Here is a 17,363-nt window from a genome sequence, read left to right as displayed (position 1 = left end):
GAGATTGTGCCAGTGGCTCAGACGCCCTGGGGATGGGCGGAACGGGACTGTCCCCCGCCGCGCACCAACCGTACGAACCAGCCGAGGGCAAGCGCCTGCACGAGGACGGACACGACGAGGGCGAGATATATGAACCAGGCCGGTCCGGCCGCGTCCGCTCCCCACAGCTCGCTGCCGACGAAGAACACGAACACCGTCGGCGCCGCGAGCAGGAACAGCCAGACGCCCGCGAACGAGGCGTCCTCGTGCGGGACGAACAGTGTGTCCACGGCGACGAACACCGCCGCCGCCAGCACCACCCCGAGGTAGATCAGCGAGGCGGCATTGCCGAAGGTCAGCCGTGCGAGCGTGCGGAGGTGCTGCTTGTTCATGACCGGCTTGTTCATGGCCTGCTCCCCGTGGATGGTCGATGCCTCCATCGTGCGGCCGGGGAGCCGGTCCTGCCTGAGTACGCCTACTCAACCGGGCAGCTGTGCGTGTAGTGGAGGTCTGTCGCGCGTACGGCGATCAGGTGCGGGCCGTCGCATGCCGTGCCGCGTACCCCAGCGCCGCCGCGGCGCCGGCGAGCACCGCCACCGTCGTGAGGGCCAGCGGCAGCGAGAACCAGTCGGCCAGGAACCCGATCGCGGGCGGCCCGAGCAGCATCCCGCCGTAGCCGATCGTCGACGCGACGGCCACTCCGCTCGGGCCGGCCAGCTCGCCGGCCCGGCCGACCGCGACGGGGAAGATGTTCGCCAGGCCGAGTCCGGCGACGGCGAAGCCCAGAAGGGCGAGCCAGGTGGTCGGTGCCAGCGATCCGAGGAGCATCCCGGCCGCGCCCGTCGCGCCGCCCGCGACGAGCGTACGGGTCTGGCCGAGCCGTTCGAGCAGGGCGGTACCGGTGAGCCTGCCGGCGGTCATGGCCAGGGCGAACAGCGAATATCCGGCGGCAGCGACGCCCGGACGGGCGTGCAGGTCCTGAGCCAGATGGAGCGCGCTCCAGTCGGCCAGGGCCCCTTCCCCGTACGCGGTGCAGAGCGCGATCACGCCGAACAGCAGGACCAGGTTGCGGGCCCGCCCCGCCATCCGGCGTGGCGGCCCGGCAGGGTCCGCCGCGGTCGTCGTCCGGGGAGCCGGGTGCCGGAGCAGGGTCGGTCCGGCGGCGGCGGTGACCAGCAGTCCGGCCCCGGTGAGGATGAAGAGATGGGTCGCGGGGGAGAGGCCGCCCGCGACCAGTCCGCCGAGCCCGGCGCCGAGCATGCCGCCGAGGCTGAACGCCGCATGGAAGCTCGGCATCACCGGGCGCCGCAGCCCGGCGACCAGATCGACCGCGGCGCTGTTCATCGCGACGTTCAACGCGCCGTACGCGGCGCCGAAGACCAGCAGGACCAGACCGAGCGCGAGGGCCGAATGCGTCTGCGCGGGCAGGGCGATGGCGAGCGAGAGGAGCGCTCCGCAGACCACCGTCAGGGGGTGGCTGCCGAACCGCCTGCACAGCCTTCCGGCGAGCATCATGGTGATGACGGCTCCGGCGGAGACCCCGAGCAGGGCGAGGCCGAGAGTGGATGCGGAGGCGCCGGTCTGGTGCTTGATGGCCGGGATGCGGACCACCCAGCCGGCGAAGAGGAAACCGTCTAGGGCGAAGAACACGGTCAGCGCGGTACGGAGGCGGGCCGACGAGGGTGGGGCGGTGTCTCCGCCTGGTCCCCCCGGTAGGGCCGTCCGCAGTTTGTTTAGTTGCGGCACAAAAGAAGCATAGGGGCCCGTGGACAAGGGACGCAAGACGGCGGACCGCCAGGGCCGACGGTCGGAAGGTGCGATCACGGTGCCCTGGAGGAGCAATGACAGCGACGGGAAGGGGTGATCACGGTGTCCAGGAGGGGTGGCCGCCGCGGGCCGGAACGGCGTCCGCCGTGGCAGCACGCGGGCAGGAGCGCCCGACCGGAGCGTCGGCAGTCGCTCCGGATCATGGGAGACTCGCCCCCATGAACGGCAAGGCGACCACCACCCGGACGAAGTTGGAGAGGGGCCGGAGCGCGCTCGGGCCCGCCCTGGAACTGGTCCACACAGGACGCGCGCCCACCCGCGCCGTGCTCACCTCCGAGCTCGGCGTCACCCGCGCGACCGCCGGTGCCGTCGCCGCGGAGCTGGAGGCGCTCGGTCTCATCCGCGTCGACTCCAGCCCCGGTTCCGCGGCAGGTTCGCAGGGCCGCCCCTCGCACCGGCTGGCCATCCGCGAGTCCGGCCCGGTCGCCATCGCCGCGCAGGTGCATGCCGACGGGTTCCGTGCCGCGCTGGTGGGGCTCGGTGGCCGGCTCGTCGCAACGGATCCCGGCTGTGTCACCGTCACATCGGACCCGGCCCAGGTCGTGGGCGAAGTCGTCGACGCATGCGCCCGCTTGCTGCGCGACAGCGGGCTGCGCTGCGTCGGTGCGGGCCTCGCCGTCCCCTCCGCCGTGGCCGAACCGGAGGGCACCGCTCTCAACCCGCTGCACATCGCCTGGCCGGCAGGTTCCCAGGTCCGTGAGATCTTCGCCACGTGTGTACGTCAAGCGGGCATCCCCGGCCCCGCGTTCACCGGAAACGATGTCAACCTCGCCGCGCTCGCCGAGCACCGGCACGGCGCCGGACGCGGAGCTCAGCATCTGCTCTGCGTGGCCACGGGCCACCGAGGCGTCGGCGGCGCCCTCGTCCTCGACGGTCGTCTGCACACCGGCAGTTCGGGGCTGGCCCTCGAGGTCGGCCATCTCACCGTGAACCCCGAGGGGCGTCCGTGCCACTGCGGCGGGCGCGGCTGCCTCGACGTCGAGACCGACCCGCTGGCCTTCCTCGTCGCCGCCCGCCGCGAACCGGGCCCCGAGGAGTCACTGCTCAAGCAGGCGAGCGACCTGCTGCGCACGGAGTACGACGACGCGGCGGTACGGGCCGCGTCCGACGAACTCATCGACCGGCTCGGCCTCGGACTGGCCGGACTCGTCAACATCCTCAACCCGGACCGGATCATCCTCGGCGGACTGCACCGCGCACTGCTCGACGCCGACCCGGAGCGGCTGCGCGCCGTCGTCGCCGATCGCAGCCTGTGGGGGCGCAGCGGCAGCGTGCCGATCCTGCCGTGCACCCTCGATCACAACAGCCTGGTCGGCGCGGCCGAACTGGCCTGGCAGCCGGTTCTCGACGACCCGCTGGCCGCGCTGGCCTGAACCGGCGGCCGCGGAGCGCCGGTGGGGGAAGCCGCGTGCCGCCGCTCCGCGGAGCCCGCATACCCGCAGCGACGCGCGCTCGCGCACGGGCGGCAGGACTACGCGTTCGCCCCGAACGCGAACGCCCGCGCCGGGTTCTCGACCAGTATCGCGTCCAACAGTTGCTCCCCCAGGGTGTGTTGGAGCCGCGGCCGCAACCGGCGCAGCAGATGCGGCATCCCCGGCGTCTCCGGCACCGTGGTGTCGCCAACGAGCAGCAGCTGCCCGCCTGACCCCGCGTCGGCCGGCGCCGCGAGCTCCTCCGGCAGGCGCCGGTCCGTCGCGTGGTTCGCCCACGCCGGACCGTCGAAGGCGAGAACGGCCCCCGCACGCGCCGCCTCACGCTGGGTGAAGCCGTCCGGCGGCCGGCCCAGGTGGCGGAGGATCACGTGCTGGGGAGCCACTCCCAACTCCTCGCACAGCAGGTCCAGTACATCGAGTGCCGCCGTGCCCAGCTCCAGATGGACCGCGATCGGTGCACCCGTCCGTCCGTGGGCGTCGGCGGCCGCTGCCATGGTGAGCCGGGCATGGTCGTCGACGGTGTGTAAGGCGCCCGCGACCTTGATCAGCCCCGCCCGTACTCCCGTGGTGCCGATGCCTGTCGTCAGCTCCGTGACGAAGAGGTCGGCCAGGCCGTCCCGGACACGGTCGAGCAACTCCGGTGTGGGGCGGATCTTGGCCGGTCAGCGGGAGCAGCTGCCCCATGGCCGCGTACTCCCACGGGGGTACGCACACGGCCGCTGGCCGTACGACGACTCGGACCCCCTCCCGGAGCCAGGCTCGTCAGCGACAGAACAACAACACAACAGAACCTCGCACCGAGGGAGCTGACCGAGATGAACACCCTGGCGTACTCCGGTGGACCCGGACCGTGGATCCTCCTCTTCCCGCTGATCTGGGCGGCCGTCGTCGTCACCGTTGTCACCGTGCTGCGCCGTACCGGCCGGCGCGGCGGCCGGCCTGGCGCGTGGGGCCTGCGCACCGCTCACGGCGCTCCGGGTCTCCCCGGCGAACAGTCGCCCATCACCCTGCTCGGACGTCGTTTCGCGGCGGGCGAGATCGACGAGGACGAGTACTGGCAACGGCTCTCCGTGCTGGACGAGCAGTTCGGCCGTACCGGTCGGGGAGGTGTCGCATGACCACCACGGTCAGCTCCACGGCCACCTCCACCGCCGCCCGCGTCGTCGACGCCGTGAAGATCTACGGCACGGGCGACACCGAGGTCAGGGCTCTGGACGGGGTGAGCGTCGACTTCCCGGCCGGCCGCTTCACCGCGATCATGGGGCCCTCCGGCTCCGGCAAGTCCACCCTGATGCACTGCGCCGCCGGACTCGACACCCTCACCTCCGGCTCCGCCCTCATCGGCGACACCGCCCTCAGCGCGCTCGACGACCGCAGGCTCACTCTGCTGCGCCGGCAGCGCATCGGCTTCGTCTTCCAGGCCTTCAACCTGATCCCGACCCTCACGGTCGCCGAGAACATCACCCTCCCCATGGACCTCGCCGGCGAGCGCGGTGACCAGGAGTGGATCGACGCCCTCATCGACACCGTGGGCCTGCGGGACCGGCTGCACCACCGGCCCGGCAACTCTCCGGGGGGCAGCAGCAACGGGTCGCCGTGGCCCGCGCCTTCGCGGGACGCCCCGATGTCGTGTTCGCCGACGAACCGACCGGCAATCTCGACTCCCGATCCGGCCAGGAGGTGCTGCGGCTCCTCGGCCGCACCGTCCGGCAGACCGGCCGTACGGTCGTCATGGTCACCCACGACCCGGTCGCCGCCGCCCACGCCGACGAGGTCGTCTTCCTCGCCGACGGACGCCTCGTCGACCGGATGCCTGATCCCACCGCGGAGCGCGTACTCGACCGGCTCAAGGCCTTCGACCTCACACCCGGCACGACGGCGGTGACGTCATGACGAGCACCCGCGCATCCGTGCGCCTCAGCGTCTCCTCGCTCCGTTCGCACAAGCGCCGGTTCGCCGGCACCTTCACCGCCGTACTGCTCGGTGTCGCCTTCCTCGCGGGCACGCTCGTCATGGGCGACACCCTGCGGGCGAGCTTCGACACGATGTTCGCCGACGCCGCGAGCGGTACGGACGCGGTCGTCCGCAGCCGCAATGTGGTGACGGTGTCCGGCGAAGGGGAGGGCACCCGGCAGCCGGTGAGCACCACCCTGGTGAAGAAGATCGAACAGACACCCGGCGTCGCCGCGGCAGTCGACATCCAGGGCGCCGGCCAACTGATCGGCGCCGACGGCAAACCCATCGGCGGCCAGGGCCCGCCCACCCTCGCGGGCAACTGGATCCAGGACCCGGAGCTCAACCCGTACGAACTCGCCGAAGGGCGCGCCCCGTCCGCGTCCGGTGAGGTCGTCATCAACCGCGGTACCGCCGACAGGGGCGGGCTGAAGATCGGCGACACGACCGTGCTGCGCACCCCGGACCCCGTGCGTGTCACGGTCGTCGGCCTGGCCACCTTCGGCGGCGAGGACGGCATGGGGCAGGTCACCTACACCGCGATGACGCAGGCCGACGCCGAGAAGTACCTCACCCCGAAACCCGGCGAGGCCGCCGGCATCCTCGTGCGTGCCGGGCCCGGCACCAGCCAGCAGGAGCTGGTGGACGCGCTGACTCCGGTGCTGCCCGAGGACACCGAGGCCATCACCGGCCAGGCCTCCGCCGCGGAGAACCAGGACATGATCTCCGGCGCGTTTCTCGGCCTGTTCACCACGCTGCTGCTGGTGTTCTCCGGGATCGTCCTGCTGGTCGCGACCTTTTCCATCCACAACACGTTCGCGATCGTCGTCGCGCAGCGCACCAGGGAGAACGCCCTGCTGCGCGCCCTCGGTGCCTCCCGCCGGCAGATCCTCGGGTCGACCCTCGTCGAGGCCGCCGTCGTCGGCGTGATCGCGTCCGCCGCGGGACTGGCCGCCGGCATCGGCATCGCCGCCGGGCTGCAGGCGCTGTTCCCCGCCGTCGGCTTCCCGTTCCCCGAGGGCGCGCTCGTGATCAGCGGTGCCTCGCTGCTGCTGCCGCTCGCCGTCGGCGTCATCGTCTGCCTCGGCTCCGCCCTCCTGCCCGCCGTTCGCGCGGGACGCACCGCACCGCTCGCGGCCCTGCGCGAGACCGCCGTCGACGACTCGGCGGCCTCCCGGACCCGCACCGTCACCGGCGTCGCGCTGCTGCTCACCTCCGTCGGCGCGATCTTGACGGGCATCCTGGCCGATCCGTCCGTCTGGCTGTCGGCCGCGGGCGCGGTCCTGGCGCTCGCCGCGTTCGTCGTGCTCGGTCCCGTCGCCTCCTCGTACGCCGTACGGGTCCTGGGCGCACCGCTCGACCGGCTGCGCGGGGCCACCGGCGGACTCGCCAGGCGCAACGCCCTGCGCAGCCCGAAGCGGACCGCCGCCACCGCCACCGCGCTGATGATCGGCGTTGCCGTCGTCTCGCTCTTTACGGTCTTCGGCGCCTCCCTGAAGGCCACCATGAACCAGACGGTGGACCGCTCCTTCGCCGGTGATGTCGCCATCAGCGCGCCCGCGTTCGGCGCAGGTGGCAGCGGGCTCAGCCCCGGGCTCGCCCCCGCCGTCGACCGGCTGCCCGATGTGGCCACCGCGGTCGGCCTCGGCAAGGGCGTGGCGGAGGTGAACGGGGCGGGGCGCGCCCTGACCGTCACCGACCCGGCCGCGCTCGCCAAGGTCTTCGACCTCGGCACGGTCCGGGGATCGATGAACGCACTGGGCGCGAACGGCATCGCCGTATCCGGCACCGAAGCTGCCGAACGGAATCTGCACACCGGTTCCCCCGCTCGGCTCACCTTCACCGACGGCAAGCAGCAGACCTTCACGGTCCGCGCGCTCTACGACCGGTCGGAGCTGGCGGGCGACTATGTGATCACCCGGCAGGCGTGGGCTCCGCACCGTGCGCAGGACTCCGACACGTTGGTCGCCGTGACGTTCGAGGACGGGGTGTCCACCGCCGACGGCAAGGCGGCCGTGGAGAAGACCGCGGCGGCGTACGGCAGTCCGGACGTACAGACCCGTGGCGAGTACGCGCAGTCCTCGGCCGGCTCCATCGACATGATGCTCACACTGGTCTACGCGCTGCTGGCGCTCGCGGTACTGATCGCGCTGCTCGGCATCGCCAACACCCTCACCCTGGCCATCCATGAACGCACCAGGGAACTGGGCCTGTTGCGGGCCGTCGGACAGACCCGGAGCCAGCTGCGGGCCATGGTCCGCTGGGAGTCCGTCCTGGTCGCCGCGTTCGGCACGGCGGGTGGCCTGCTGCTCGGCGGATTCCTCGGCTGGGTGCTGGTCAAGGCGTCCGAAGGCGCGGGTGACACCCCGTTCGCCTTCGCGCTGCCGCCGGCACGGCTCCTGGTGGTCGCCCTGGTGGGGATCACCGCCGGGGCGCTGGCCGGATGGCGACCGGCGCGGCGTGCGGCACGCCTGGACGTGCTCCGCGCGATCGCTGCCGATTGGACGAACGACCGCGGGACGTACGAGGAGCGGAGCGCCTCCGGGCGCTCCGCTCCTCGCGGCGTCTCTGATCCGAAAGGGAAGCCCTGACGCGCCCGCCAGGGATTACGGGACAGCCCTCAGCCCACCGCGGCGGACCGGGCGTCGGTGTGGGCCACCCTCTCCAGGGACGGGGGGTCGACATCACCGAACGGACCGTCGGTCGTCGCCCCGTACACCGAGTGCGGCCGCACCGCGGCGAACAGGGAAGGGGCCGGAAGGGTGAACCAGACGACCTTCCCGGCCCGGCCCCGCGGCAGGACCCCCCAGCTCTCGCTGACCGCGGCGATCAGGGCCAGCCCGCGCCCCGATGTGCTGGACGCGTCGGCCTCGCGCACGGTGGGCAGCCGCGGGTCGTGGTCGTGGACGGAGACAGTCAGTCGTTCGAGCAGGAACTCGATCTCTACCGTGCACGTTTTGTCCGGCTGTGCATGCCGGTGGACATTGGTCAGCAGTTCGGTGACGCCCAGCGCTGCCTGGTCGATCAGAGGGTCCAGATGCCAGTAGCGCAGTTGCGCCGAGATGATTCTGCGGACCTGGCCGATCCGCGACGGCAGGGCCTGGAGCTCCACCGTGCAGTGCCTGCTTGGCTCGCTGATCACGGCTGCGACTCCCCGAAATAGGTCCGGAAGAAGACGGCGGAACGGAGTCGGCGGAGAGCCGGCTGTCGTTCCCGGGCCGGCGGACTGGATCGCAGTGTCACCGCCGGTGAACCATGAGTGACGTGTATCCAATGTCGCTCAGGGGTAATGGCTCCGCAACTTGCGGTGTCCGGACGGCCCCGTTCCGTCAGTGCCGCTCCGTCGGCCCTGCGATATCGGCTGTGCGAGGCGGCCTGTGATGTCAGTCCAGTCGGGCGCCCGTAGTGCGCAGTGCCTCGAGGAACCGGTGCGACGGACACGTTCGGTCCCGCCCGTGATCGCGCTGTCCCATCGTCAGCCGGTATCGCGTCCCGTTGAATCGCGCCACCGCCGAGTCCGTACCGGCGAACCAAGGGCGGCCCGCGCTGACCACCCCTACCGGGGCGCTGTCGATCTCCCGGCCGTAGCTGGTCAGCAGCACCACCCGGCCATCCTTCACGATCACCTGCCCGGCCCTCGTGAGCGAGCGGGCCCATCGTTCGATCCGTACCCCCGTCGCGCTGAACTCCGCTTCCGTCATGACTGCTTCGCCCCCTTCCTCATGCTTCCGACGGCAAGTCTGCATGTGGCTCGGCCGGTGCACCAGACCGTATCGGGGTCGGATGTCGCAATTGCGCCAGGGTGGGCGGCAGCCGTCCGGGCCGCCGACGCCAAGGCAGGGCTATGGACCCCCAAAGTCAATGTTTGTGCAGGTAGGGGGCATATCGTTGATGTGCAGAGTCCGGGGGGCCGGGGGTCCGGCAGCCCGGTGACGACGAGCAGGAGCGTGCTGATGGACACCAATGGGCACAGGCTTGACGGCCAGGTCGTCGCGACCGTCGACATCGACCGCACCGACCATGAGTACCGGGCCTGGCTGAATGACGCCGTGCGCAAGGTCCAGGCCGACGCCAACCGTTCCGCCGACACGCATCTGCTGCGCTTCCCGCTGCCCGAGGCCTGGGGGATCGACCTCTACCTCAAGGACGAGTCGACGCACCCCACGGGCAGCCTCAAGCACCGGCTGGCCCGCTCGCTCTTCCTCTACGGGCTCTGCAACGGCTGGATCCGGCCGGGCAAGCCGGTGATCGAGGCGTCCAGCGGCTCGACGGCCGTCTCGGAGGCGTACTTCGCGAAGTTGATCGGAGTGCCGTTCATCGCAGTGATGCCGCGCACCACCAGCGCCGAGAAGTGCCGACTGATCGAATTCCACGGCGGCCAGTGCCACTTCGTCGACGACGCCCAGAAGCTGTACGAGGAGTCGGCCATGCTCGCCGCCGAGACCGGCGGTCACTACATGGACCAGTTCACCTACGCCGAGCGGGCCACCGACTGGCGCGGCAACAACAACATCGCCGAGTCGATCTACCAGCAGCTGAGGCTGGAGCGCTACCCGGAACCCACTTGGATCGTCGCCACTGCCGGTACCGGCGGCACCTCGGCGACCATCGCCCGCTATGTGCACTACATGCAGTACGACACCCGGATCTGTGTGCCCGACCCGGAGAACTCCTGCTTCTTCGACGGCTGGACCCACCACAACGCCCGCGCCACGAGCGACTGCGGTTCACGCATCGAAGGAATCGGCCGGCCCCGGATGGAACCCAGCTTCGTGCCCGGCGCCATCGACCGGATGATGAAGGTGCCGGACGCGGCCAGTGTCGCCACCGTACGCGCCCTGGAGCAGGCCATCGGCCGCAAGGCCGGGGGCTCCACCGGCACCGGGCTGTGGAGCGCGTTCAAGCTCGTCGCCGAAATGCTGGAACAGGGCCGCACCGGCAGCGTCGTCACACTGCTCTGCGACCCGGGCGACCGCTATCTCGACAAGTACTACTCCGACAGCTGGCTCGCCGGACAGGGCCTCGACATCGCCCCGTACGCCGCGACGATCGAGCGCTTCCTGGCCACTGGCATCTGGCCCCGCTGAAGCCCGTCCCCCACCCGCGATCCGAGCCTTCAGGCGGAGGTGGCGGCGAGCCGCTCGTCGAGATTGCGCACCGCGTCCCGGAACGCCCGGGCCAGCCCGGCCCGGCCCAGCCGCAGGGTGAACCGGAACGGCGCCGGCCCGTCGGCGGCGAAGGTCCACTGCACCCTCGTGCCCGTCCCGGTCGCGGCCGGGGAGAGCCGCCACTCCTCCAACAGGGCTTGCAGTGCGGGTGCGTTGGTCTCGTCGACCCGATAGGAGTACCGCTCGCCCGGCTCCCTCGCGAGAACCGTCTCCTGGAACACGGTGCCGCCCTTGAGCCGGATCTCGCGGCCCGCACCGGCTGCGGTCGGGCGGGCAGCCGTCACCGCGGTGAACCAGGAGGGCCAGCCCTCGACATCCTCGGCGAGCGCCCGGTACACCACCTCGGGGGGTGCGGACACCTCGGCGGCGAACACCAGCCGCAGCGGAGCGACCGGGACGAAGTCGAGGTCCACGGAGCGGAGTCGACGTGCCATGGAACGCACCTCCCGTGCGATCGGCCGCGGACGCACCCCGTCCGCGAGGAGTCACACCATATCTGGCGCACCGTCAGATGTCCGCACCGGTACGAGCTGCAGCTACGGCCGCACCGGGCCGTCCAGGAGACCGTCCAGCACCCGGCGGAAGATCCGGCGGCCCGCGCCGGAGATCAGGGCGTCTCCCCACTGCGGCAGCAGCCGGATGTGAAGCTCCTCCACCCACACCACATGCGATCCGCACTCCGCCGGATACACGTCGATCGAGGCCCGGCCCAGCACCACCGAACCGCGCTTCTCCAGCCGGCAGAGCCCGGCCCGGCCGGCCGCGGGTGGGGCCCAGCGCACCACTTCCATCGGGTCGTCGAACCCCAGCGGGCCCACGCCCGTGCGGGCCACGAAGACGCTCCCGATTCCGGTGGGAAGCCCCGGCGGGACGCTGATCCGGGTGAGCGGGAGATGTGCGGCGTGCCGTTCCCAGTCGGTCACCCGGCGCCACGACTCGGCGGCGGGAAGGGGAGTGAATCGCTCGATCCGGAAGACGGCCACAGCACGATTCTAGGACGTGACGGGCACGGCGCGCGCATAGCGGAACGTGTCGCTCGGCTCTGCACCGCCCAGTACGGGACGGCCCTCAGCCGCCGGACGGTTCGTCCTCGGCGGTCTCGCCCGCCACCACCAGGCCCGGCAGGTGCTCCTCGATCTCCTCGCGGGCCTGCGCCGACAGACCGGAATCGGTGACGAGGGTGTCCACCTGTTCCAGTGTCGCGAACGAACTCAGGCCCACCGTGCCCCACTTGGTGTGGTCGGCGACGACCACCACCCGCCGGGCCGAGTGCACGAACCGCCGGTTGGTCTCGGCCTCCGCCAGATTCGGCGTCGACAGCCCGGCCTCGACCGAGATCCCGTGCACCCCGAGGAACAGCACATCGAAGTGGAGCGAACCGATCGCCTGATCGGCGACCGGGCCGACCAGGGAGTCCGACGGAGTCCGTACCCCACCGGTGAGCACCACCGTGGCGGCCCCGGCCCGCGGTCCGCCCGTCGCCGCCGAACGCTGCGCGGTGTGGAACACATCGGCGACCCGCACCGAGTTCGTCACCACCGTCAACTCCGGTACGTCCAGCAGATGCTGGGCAAGCGCATACGTGGTCGTACCACCGGAGAGCGCGATCGCGCTGCCGGGTACGGCCATGGTCGCGGCCACCCGCGCGATGTCCTCCTTGGCGGTCAGCTCCAGCGTCGACTTCACCTCGAAGCCGGGCTCGTGCGTGCTCGCCTCGACGACCGGCACCGCGCCGCCGTGCACCTTCTCGATGACACCCTGACGGGCAAGTGCGTCCAGATCCCGGCGGACGGTCATGTCGGAGACGCTGAGCTTGCGGGTCAGCTCATTGACCCTGACCCCGCCGCGCCTGCGCACCTCGTCGAGGATCAGGGCACGTCGCTGCTCCGCGAGGAGGTTCTGATTCTCGCTCAACGCCGGGGCCGGTCCTTCCCTCTCGCCTGTAGCAGGCTGGCCGTCTGTCGGACGGGGTCATCCTGCCACGCAGCTCCGTCCGGTGCCGCACTGGGGAGATTCGGTGAGACAGGTGCCACCGCGGCCGCTGTTCCGCGATTCTGGTGACTTCGCATCACTTCACCGCCCGGAACGTCGCGACAGCGAGAGAGCGAGTCACCCACGTGCCCCCTGTCACCCAGGCCCCGCAGAGCACGGGGACCGCGCTGGAACTGCTCGTCCACGGCGTCGGTGGAGCCACCCCCCAGGGCATGCTCGACGATCCGCGCATCGCCCGGGTCACCGGTGACGCGACGGCGGCCATCTACCGTCGCACCGGGGACATCGATGCCGAGCAGCACCCCGAGCGCTACCGGGACCGGCCCATCGAGGAGGCCTACTGCTGGTCCAACCTCACCTCCGGCAACGGTTCCCGCGCGCTCTGGCTCCTGCTGCTCCCGTTCATGGTGGTCAACCTGGCCCACTGGATGCGGCCCACCGCCAAGGGCCGCACCCGAGCGGTGCGGCTGTACGGCGTGCTCGTCCGGCTCGTCGCCCTCAGCCTCACCGTGCTGTTCACCGCGGCAGCCTGCGAGGTCGCGCTCGATCTGGTGGCCTGGCAGTGCGCGGGCGTACCCGACTGCTCGAACCGGCGGTCCTGGATCGGCTTCCTGTCGACGGTGCAGGGCGGCTGGTGGTCGCAGCCGGGCCGCCGGCTCGCGCTCGCGGCCCTGGTGCCCACCGCGCTGGTGGGACTGCTCTGGTTCCTGTCCAACCGGACCTGGAGCGCGTACGAGTCGCAGCGCCCGCTCAGCGGCGCCGTGCCGGACGACAACGCTCCTGACGAAGACGGTCCCGACTACGTTCCTGCCGACCCTCCCCGCGGTCGCTCCGGCGGGACCGACGCCACCCCCGCCCCCGTCGTCCGTCCCGCCCTCGGCCGCCCCGGCTTCTGGTACGGCCGACGGCTCGTCGCCCGGCTGCGGGCCGCGCACACCGCCGCCGGGTTCCTGACCGTGGCGGCCTCCGTCGCGGGCGCCGCCGCCCGGCACGACCGAGCCGTCAGCGGCCCCGTGCCCGGCCTCCTCGGCCGGCTGATCGAGGCACTGCTCGTGCTGGGCACCCTCGTTGTGCTCTGGGTGGTCTGCCGTCGTGGCCGCAGCGAGCGGCGGATCGACAACCGGCTCGACCGCGCCGTCATCAGCTGTCTGCCGGGCGCCGCCCTCGCCCTGCTCGTCCTCGCCGTCGTGTACGCCGCCTGGTCCCGCCCCGGCTGGGTCTCCGCGGGCTCGCTGCCCGGAGACGTCACGTTCCGTGTCCTCACCGTCGGCCAGGGTGCTCTCGTGGTCGCCCTCACGGTGGTGGCGCTCGGCCTGTACCGCCGGACGCCCGAGCCGCGGACGGTCATGTACGGACTCGGTGGCCCCGCGGTCGCGATGCTTGCCTGTGCCCTCGGCGGCGTCATGTCCGGCGGAGTCGCCCAGCGCGTCGCCGACTGGCTCGACGGCTCCGGCACCCCCGGCATGGGGCGGGCGTCCGTCATCGACGGGCCGCCGGTGCTGCTGAGCTGGCAGGCCTCCGTGATCCCCGTGCTCCTGGTGCTGTTGCTGGTCCCCGCCGTCGTGCTGGGCGTACGCACCTGGCTCGCAGCCCGCGCCCTGGAACCGAAGGTGGACCTGGAGTACGGGCAGAAATGGCCGGACGCCGCCCGCACCCGGCAGATCGCCAGGACCCGGGCCATGGCCGGGCTGACCGACTCCGCACCCTGGCTGCTCGGCCTGGTCTCCGGCGCCACCCTGCTGCTCGGCGCGGGGGCCGTCGCCGGCGCATGGGCGAGCGGAGAGGTGCCGGGACTGGCTCTGGACGGTGCCGGCCCGTTCATCGAGTCGGTGGCGGAAGCGGCCCAGTCGACCGGATCGTGGATGTTCGGTTTCGGCTTCATACTCTTCGTCACCTGGGGGCGGCGCGCCTACCGCGATGCTTCCGCCCGGCGCACCATCGGCATCCTCTGGGACGTCGGTACGTTCTGGCCGCGCGCCGCTCACCCCTTCGCACCGCCGTGCTACGCCGAGCGCGCCGTCCCCGACCTGGCGTCCCGGATGTCCGGCTGGACCGGCCGCACCCGCGGCAGGCTCGTCATCTCCGGTCATTCCCAGGGCAGCGTCCTCGCGGCGTCCGCGGTCTGGCAGCTGCCCGCCGAGGCCCGGAAGCGGGTCGCCCTGCTGACCTACGGTTCGCCGATCGAGCGGCTGTACGGGCGCTGGTTCCCGGCCTACTTCGGTCCCGGACCGCTGCACGGACTGCATCGTTCCGTTCACTGCTGGCGCAATCTGTGGCGGGCCACCGACCCGATCGGCGGCCGGGTCCGGCTCGACGGCGGGACCGAGCCCGAGGTGGACCGAGGGCCCCTGCGGGACCCGCTGGTCTACGGGCGTACGCCGGAACATCCGCTGCCCGAACCGGTCCTGGGTCACTCGGACTACCAGGCCGACCCGGTCTTCGCCGAGGAGAGGGCCGCGCTCCTCGCCCGGCTCGGCCCGCTCCTGCCCCGCCAGGCCGACGGGGGCTCCGGCGAGGCTCAGGGGAGTTCCGGCAGGTCCTCCGGGTAGAGCAGGGTGAGGTCGTCCGTGCTCGGCTCGGCGAGCTGGGCGACCCGGCCCGCATGCCGCTCGACCATCGACTCGAAGGTCTGGCGGGCCGTGCGGCCGTTGCCGAACGCGGGGCCCTTGGGCAGCTCGGTGAAGTACTTCAGCAGTGCGTCCCCGGTGCCCTCGGCCAGGCTGTACTCGTGCTCCTCGGCCTGCTGCTCGACGATCCGCAACAGTTCGGCGGGCTCGTAGTCGCTGAAGGTGATGGTCCGTGAGAAACGGGACGCCACACCGGGGTTGACGGTGAGGAACCGCTCCATCTCGTGGGTGTAGCCGGCGACGATCACGACCACCGCATCCCGGTGGTCCTCCATCAGCTTCACCAGCGTGTCGATCGCCTCGCGGCCGAAGTCCCGGCCCGAGTCCTCGGGCGACAGGGCGTACGCCTCGTCGACGAACAGCACGCCACCGCGCGCCCGGTCGAAAGCCTCCTGGGTGCGGATGGCGGTCGAGCCGATGTGCTCGCCGACCAGATCGACCCGGGACACCTCGACTAGATGCCCGCGCTCCAGCACGCCCAGCGAGGCGAGGATCTCACCGTACAGCCGGGCCACGGTGGTCTTGCCGGTGCCGGGGGAGCCGGTGAAGACGAGATGGCGCCGCACCGAAGCGGCTTTGAGCCCGGCCTCCAGACGGCGACGGCCCACCTCGATCATGTCCGTGAGGGCCCGCACCTCGCGCTTGACGCTGTCCAGGCCCACCAGCGCGTCCAGTTCGCCGAGAACGGCGCCCGACGTACGCACCGGCTCGGCGGGCACGTCGATGACGGAGGGCACGACCGCACGCTGCGTGGGTACCGCACCGAGCACCCCGGGGGCCGCCTCGGTCGCCGTCAGTACCGTGGGCGGCGGGGGAGTGCGCAGCCCGCTCTCGTCGCTGGTGCAGTCCTCCACGACCGGGCCCACCCCCTGACCGTCGGCGTGCGAGCTGCCTTCGGCGAACTCGTAGCCCCCGCGGGCACATCGCTCCGTGCGGCATCGGGTCAGCGTCGTACGGCAGCCGTCCATGACATGGAAGCCGTATCCGTCGCTTCCGGTGACCCGGCAACTGTGGAACGTCCCGCGACCCTCGGCCGAGACATAGAAACCGGCCTCGGCGGGCGAGGTGACCGTGCAGCGCTCGATCGTCGGATCGGCGCCCTTGGTGACGATGACGCCGGTCTGCGCCGCGTCGATGGTGCAGTTGTTCAGTGTGCCGCCGCTGCCGTGGTCACGGAACCAGGCACCGGTCGACGCCTCCCGGATCCGGCAGTCGTCGAGCTGCGCGGTCGCCCCGTCGCTCACCGACACCGCCGTGTTGCGGACCTGGGTGAGATCGCTGTCGACGACATCGGCGCGCGAACCCCGGTCGAGGACGAAGATCGCGTCCGGCACGTCGTGGACCCGGCAGGAGTCCAGTATCACGGTCGCCCCGTCGCTCACCCAGACCGCCGGGTAGTCACCCGTACTGTCGTGGATCTCGCACTGGTTGGCGTCGACCCGGGTGCCCGGGTCCCACACGGAGAGGCCGTTGCGGCCGAAGCGGCGCACCGTGGACCGGGTCAGCGTGAGGACCGAACGGGAACGCAGATCCACCGCGTTCTCCGGGATGTCATGGATGTCGCAGTCGGCGAGCGTCAGCACCGCATCCGTGTCGAGCGTGACCCCGTCCGACGAAGTGCGGTGCACCGTGCAGTCGGTGAGATGGGCGGCGGCGCGGGCCGTCACCTGTATTCCGCTGCCTTTGATCTCGTACACCTCGCAGCCGACCCCCTCCAGAGCGCTGCCCTCACCGGTGACACTCAGCCCCGCTCCCGACGCGTGATGGATGCGGCAGCGCTCCAGCCGCGGATGCGCACCGTTGCGCACCGAGACCCCGGCCTGTCCGGCCGCGACGATCTCGCACTCCTCGAACACCCCGCCCGCACCGTCGAGTACGGCGATGCCGACACCGGCGGGGTTGTCGACCGTGCAGCGGCGCACGGTGGGGCGGGCCGCACCGCGCACCTCGATCCCGGCGGCGGACCGCGTCACGATCCGCAGATCCGTCAGTTCCGGAGCGCCGTCCTCGACGAGAAGCGCGGGGGCCGCCGAGTCCTGGCCCTCCACATGCAGATCCTGGACTACGGCGGAGGCGCGGAGCGTCAGCGGTACGCCGTCGACCGGCGCGATCCGAACAGAGCCGACGGAGCCCTCCGGGCCGCGCAGCGTCACCGCGCGGTGCAGGACCAGATTCTCCCGGTAGGTGCCCGGCGCGACGGTGAGGACATCACCGTCCGCCGCGGCCTCCAGGGCCGCGGTGAGGGAGGCGTATTCGCCAGTGCGGCGCCGCCACCGCGATGTGCCGGTGTGCGTCACCTGGACCGTGCCCTGTGCCATGGCGCTGCTGTGCCCCCACCTCGTGCGTGTGCGATGCCCTGACCACCGGTCTCTCGGCAGCGGTCA

Annotated in this window: 13 protein-coding genes and 2 pseudogenes; 6 read left to right on the top strand and 9 right to left on the bottom strand. The window is 71.7% G+C overall.

Features of this window, described 5'->3' with window-relative positions; genetic code table 11:
• Nucleotides 1-17 precede the first annotated feature (17 nt).
• Both ACIA8E_RS25380 and ACIA8E_RS25375 read right to left on the bottom strand, forming a co-directional pair.
• Nucleotides 18-386, bottom strand: coding sequence for an SCO4225 family membrane protein (locus tag ACIA8E_RS25380; RefSeq protein WP_399301614.1), 369 nt, complete (start codon nucleotides 384-386; stop codon nucleotides 18-20).
• Nucleotides 387-507: 121 nt separating this feature from the next.
• Nucleotides 508-1,725: an MFS transporter gene (locus ACIA8E_RS25375; protein ID WP_399301613.1), complete on the bottom strand. Its 1,218-nt coding sequence runs from the start codon at nucleotides 1,723-1,725 to the stop codon at nucleotides 508-510.
• 239 nt (nucleotides 1,726-1,964) lie between these two features.
• On the opposite strand from ACIA8E_RS25375, the gene ACIA8E_RS25370 reads away from it, so the two are divergent.
• Complete coding sequence (locus ACIA8E_RS25370) at nucleotides 1,965-3,179, top strand: ROK family protein (protein WP_399301612.1); 1,215 nt, start codon at nucleotides 1,965-1,967, stop codon at nucleotides 3,177-3,179.
• Between the two features lie 98 nt (nucleotides 3,180-3,277).
• Here the strand turns inward: ACIA8E_RS25370 and ACIA8E_RS25365 are convergent.
• A pseudogene (locus tag ACIA8E_RS25365) lies at nucleotides 3,278-3,880 on the bottom strand (phosphotriesterase); the annotation flags it as partial.
• Nucleotides 3,881-4,054: 174 nt separating this feature from the next.
• On the opposite strand from ACIA8E_RS25365, the gene ACIA8E_RS25360 reads away from it, so the two are divergent.
• From ACIA8E_RS25360 to ACIA8E_RS25350, 3 genes and pseudogenes are all read left to right on the top strand, one after another.
• Nucleotides 4,055-4,357 carry an SHOCT domain-containing protein gene (locus ACIA8E_RS25360; protein WP_399301611.1) on the top strand — a complete coding sequence of 101 codons (303 nt, stop codon included), beginning with the start codon at nucleotides 4,055-4,057 and terminating at the stop codon, nucleotides 4,355-4,357.
• Complete coding sequence (locus ACIA8E_RS25355) at nucleotides 4,354-5,124, top strand: ABC transporter ATP-binding protein (RefSeq protein ID WP_399301610.1); 771 nt, start codon at nucleotides 4,354-4,356, stop codon at nucleotides 5,122-5,124. Before ACIA8E_RS25360 ends, ACIA8E_RS25355 begins: the two co-directional genes overlap by 4 nt.
• Before the next feature lie 4 nt (nucleotides 5,125-5,128).
• Nucleotides 5,129-7,693, top strand: a pseudogene (locus tag ACIA8E_RS25350) (ABC transporter permease); the annotation flags it as partial.
• A 119-nt stretch (nucleotides 7,694-7,812) separates the two neighbouring features.
• Here the strand turns inward: ACIA8E_RS25350 and ACIA8E_RS25345 are convergent.
• Together ACIA8E_RS25345 and ACIA8E_RS25340 are read right to left on the bottom strand one after the other, a co-directional pair.
• Nucleotides 7,813-8,334, bottom strand: coding sequence for an ATP-binding protein (locus ACIA8E_RS25345; protein WP_399301609.1), 522 nt, complete (start codon nucleotides 8,332-8,334; stop codon nucleotides 7,813-7,815).
• A 241-nt stretch (nucleotides 8,335-8,575) separates the two neighbouring features.
• Entirely contained in the window at nucleotides 8,576-8,893 is a 318-nt protein-coding gene (locus tag ACIA8E_RS25340; RefSeq protein ID WP_399301608.1) for a hypothetical protein, read from the bottom strand.
• A gap of 252 nt (nucleotides 8,894-9,145) precedes the next feature.
• Between ACIA8E_RS25340 and ACIA8E_RS25335 the strand changes: the two genes are divergently transcribed.
• Nucleotides 9,146-10,279, top strand: a complete 1,134-nt coding sequence (locus ACIA8E_RS25335; RefSeq protein WP_399301607.1) for a PLP-dependent cysteine synthase family protein — start codon at nucleotides 9,146-9,148, stop codon at nucleotides 10,277-10,279.
• Nucleotides 10,280-10,308: 29 nt separating this feature from the next.
• Here the strand turns inward: ACIA8E_RS25335 and ACIA8E_RS25330 are convergent, their stop codons facing one another.
• The 3 genes from ACIA8E_RS25330 to ACIA8E_RS25320 form a co-directional block, all read right to left on the bottom strand.
• The gene (locus ACIA8E_RS25330) at nucleotides 10,309-10,794 is read right to left on the bottom strand and encodes an SRPBCC family protein (RefSeq protein WP_399301606.1); all 486 of its coding nucleotides are present in this window, start codon (nucleotides 10,792-10,794) and stop codon (nucleotides 10,309-10,311) included.
• A 102-nt stretch (nucleotides 10,795-10,896) separates the two neighbouring features.
• Complete coding sequence (locus tag ACIA8E_RS25325; RefSeq protein WP_399301605.1) at nucleotides 10,897-11,343, bottom strand: SRPBCC family protein; 447 nt, start codon at nucleotides 11,341-11,343, stop codon at nucleotides 10,897-10,899.
• Nucleotides 11,344-11,428: 85 nt separating this feature from the next.
• Nucleotides 11,429-12,274, bottom strand: coding sequence for a DeoR/GlpR family DNA-binding transcription regulator (locus ACIA8E_RS25320; RefSeq protein ID WP_399301604.1), 846 nt, complete (start codon nucleotides 12,272-12,274; stop codon nucleotides 11,429-11,431).
• 290 nt (nucleotides 12,275-12,564) lie between these two features.
• Between ACIA8E_RS25320 and ACIA8E_RS25315 the strand changes: the two genes are divergently transcribed.
• The gene (locus ACIA8E_RS25315) at nucleotides 12,565-14,901 is read left to right on the top strand and encodes a hypothetical protein (RefSeq protein WP_399301642.1); all 2,337 of its coding nucleotides are present in this window, start codon (nucleotides 12,565-12,567) and stop codon (nucleotides 14,899-14,901) included.
• Here ACIA8E_RS25315 and ACIA8E_RS25310 read toward each other — a convergent pair.
• Entirely contained in the window at nucleotides 14,871-17,297 is a 2,427-nt protein-coding gene (locus ACIA8E_RS25310; protein ID WP_399301603.1) for a right-handed parallel beta-helix repeat-containing protein, read from the bottom strand. The two genes, ACIA8E_RS25315 and ACIA8E_RS25310, sit on opposite strands and share 31 nt — an antisense overlap.
• Nucleotides 17,298-17,363: the final 66 nt, after the last annotated feature.

This window comes from Streptomyces sp. NPDC051664, from assembly GCF_044453545.1.
Classification (GTDB): Bacteria; Actinomycetota; Actinomycetes; order Streptomycetales; family Streptomycetaceae; genus Streptomyces.
The sequence above is the reverse complement of the archived record's forward strand: the minus strand, read 5'-3'. Positions and strand labels throughout refer to the sequence as shown.

Coding starts and splice junctions, on each gene's coding strand:
- ACIA8E_RS25380 (WP_399301614.1), bottom strand. CDS start 386: ATGAACAAGCCGGTCATGAACAAGCAGCACCTCCGCACGCTCGCACGG.
- ACIA8E_RS25370 (WP_399301612.1), top strand. CDS start 1,965: ATGAACGGCAAGGCGACCACCACCCGGACGAAGTTGGAGAGGGGCCGG.
- ACIA8E_RS25360 (WP_399301611.1), top strand. CDS start 4,055: ATGAACACCCTGGCGTACTCCGGTGGACCCGGACCGTGGATCCTCCTC.
- ACIA8E_RS25355 (WP_399301610.1), top strand. CDS start 4,354: ATGACCACCACGGTCAGCTCCACGGCCACCTCCACCGCCGCCCGCGTC.
- ACIA8E_RS25340 (WP_399301608.1), bottom strand. CDS start 8,893: ATGACGGAAGCGGAGTTCAGCGCGACGGGGGTACGGATCGAACGATGG.
- ACIA8E_RS25335 (WP_399301607.1), top strand. CDS start 9,146: ATGGACACCAATGGGCACAGGCTTGACGGCCAGGTCGTCGCGACCGTC.
- ACIA8E_RS25330 (WP_399301606.1), bottom strand. CDS start 10,794: ATGGCACGTCGACTCCGCTCCGTGGACCTCGACTTCGTCCCGGTCGCT.
- ACIA8E_RS25315 (WP_399301642.1), top strand. CDS start 12,565: ATGCTCGACGATCCGCGCATCGCCCGGGTCACCGGTGACGCGACGGCG.
- ACIA8E_RS25310 (WP_399301603.1), bottom strand. CDS start 17,297: ATGGCACAGGGCACGGTCCAGGTGACGCACACCGGCACATCGCGGTGG.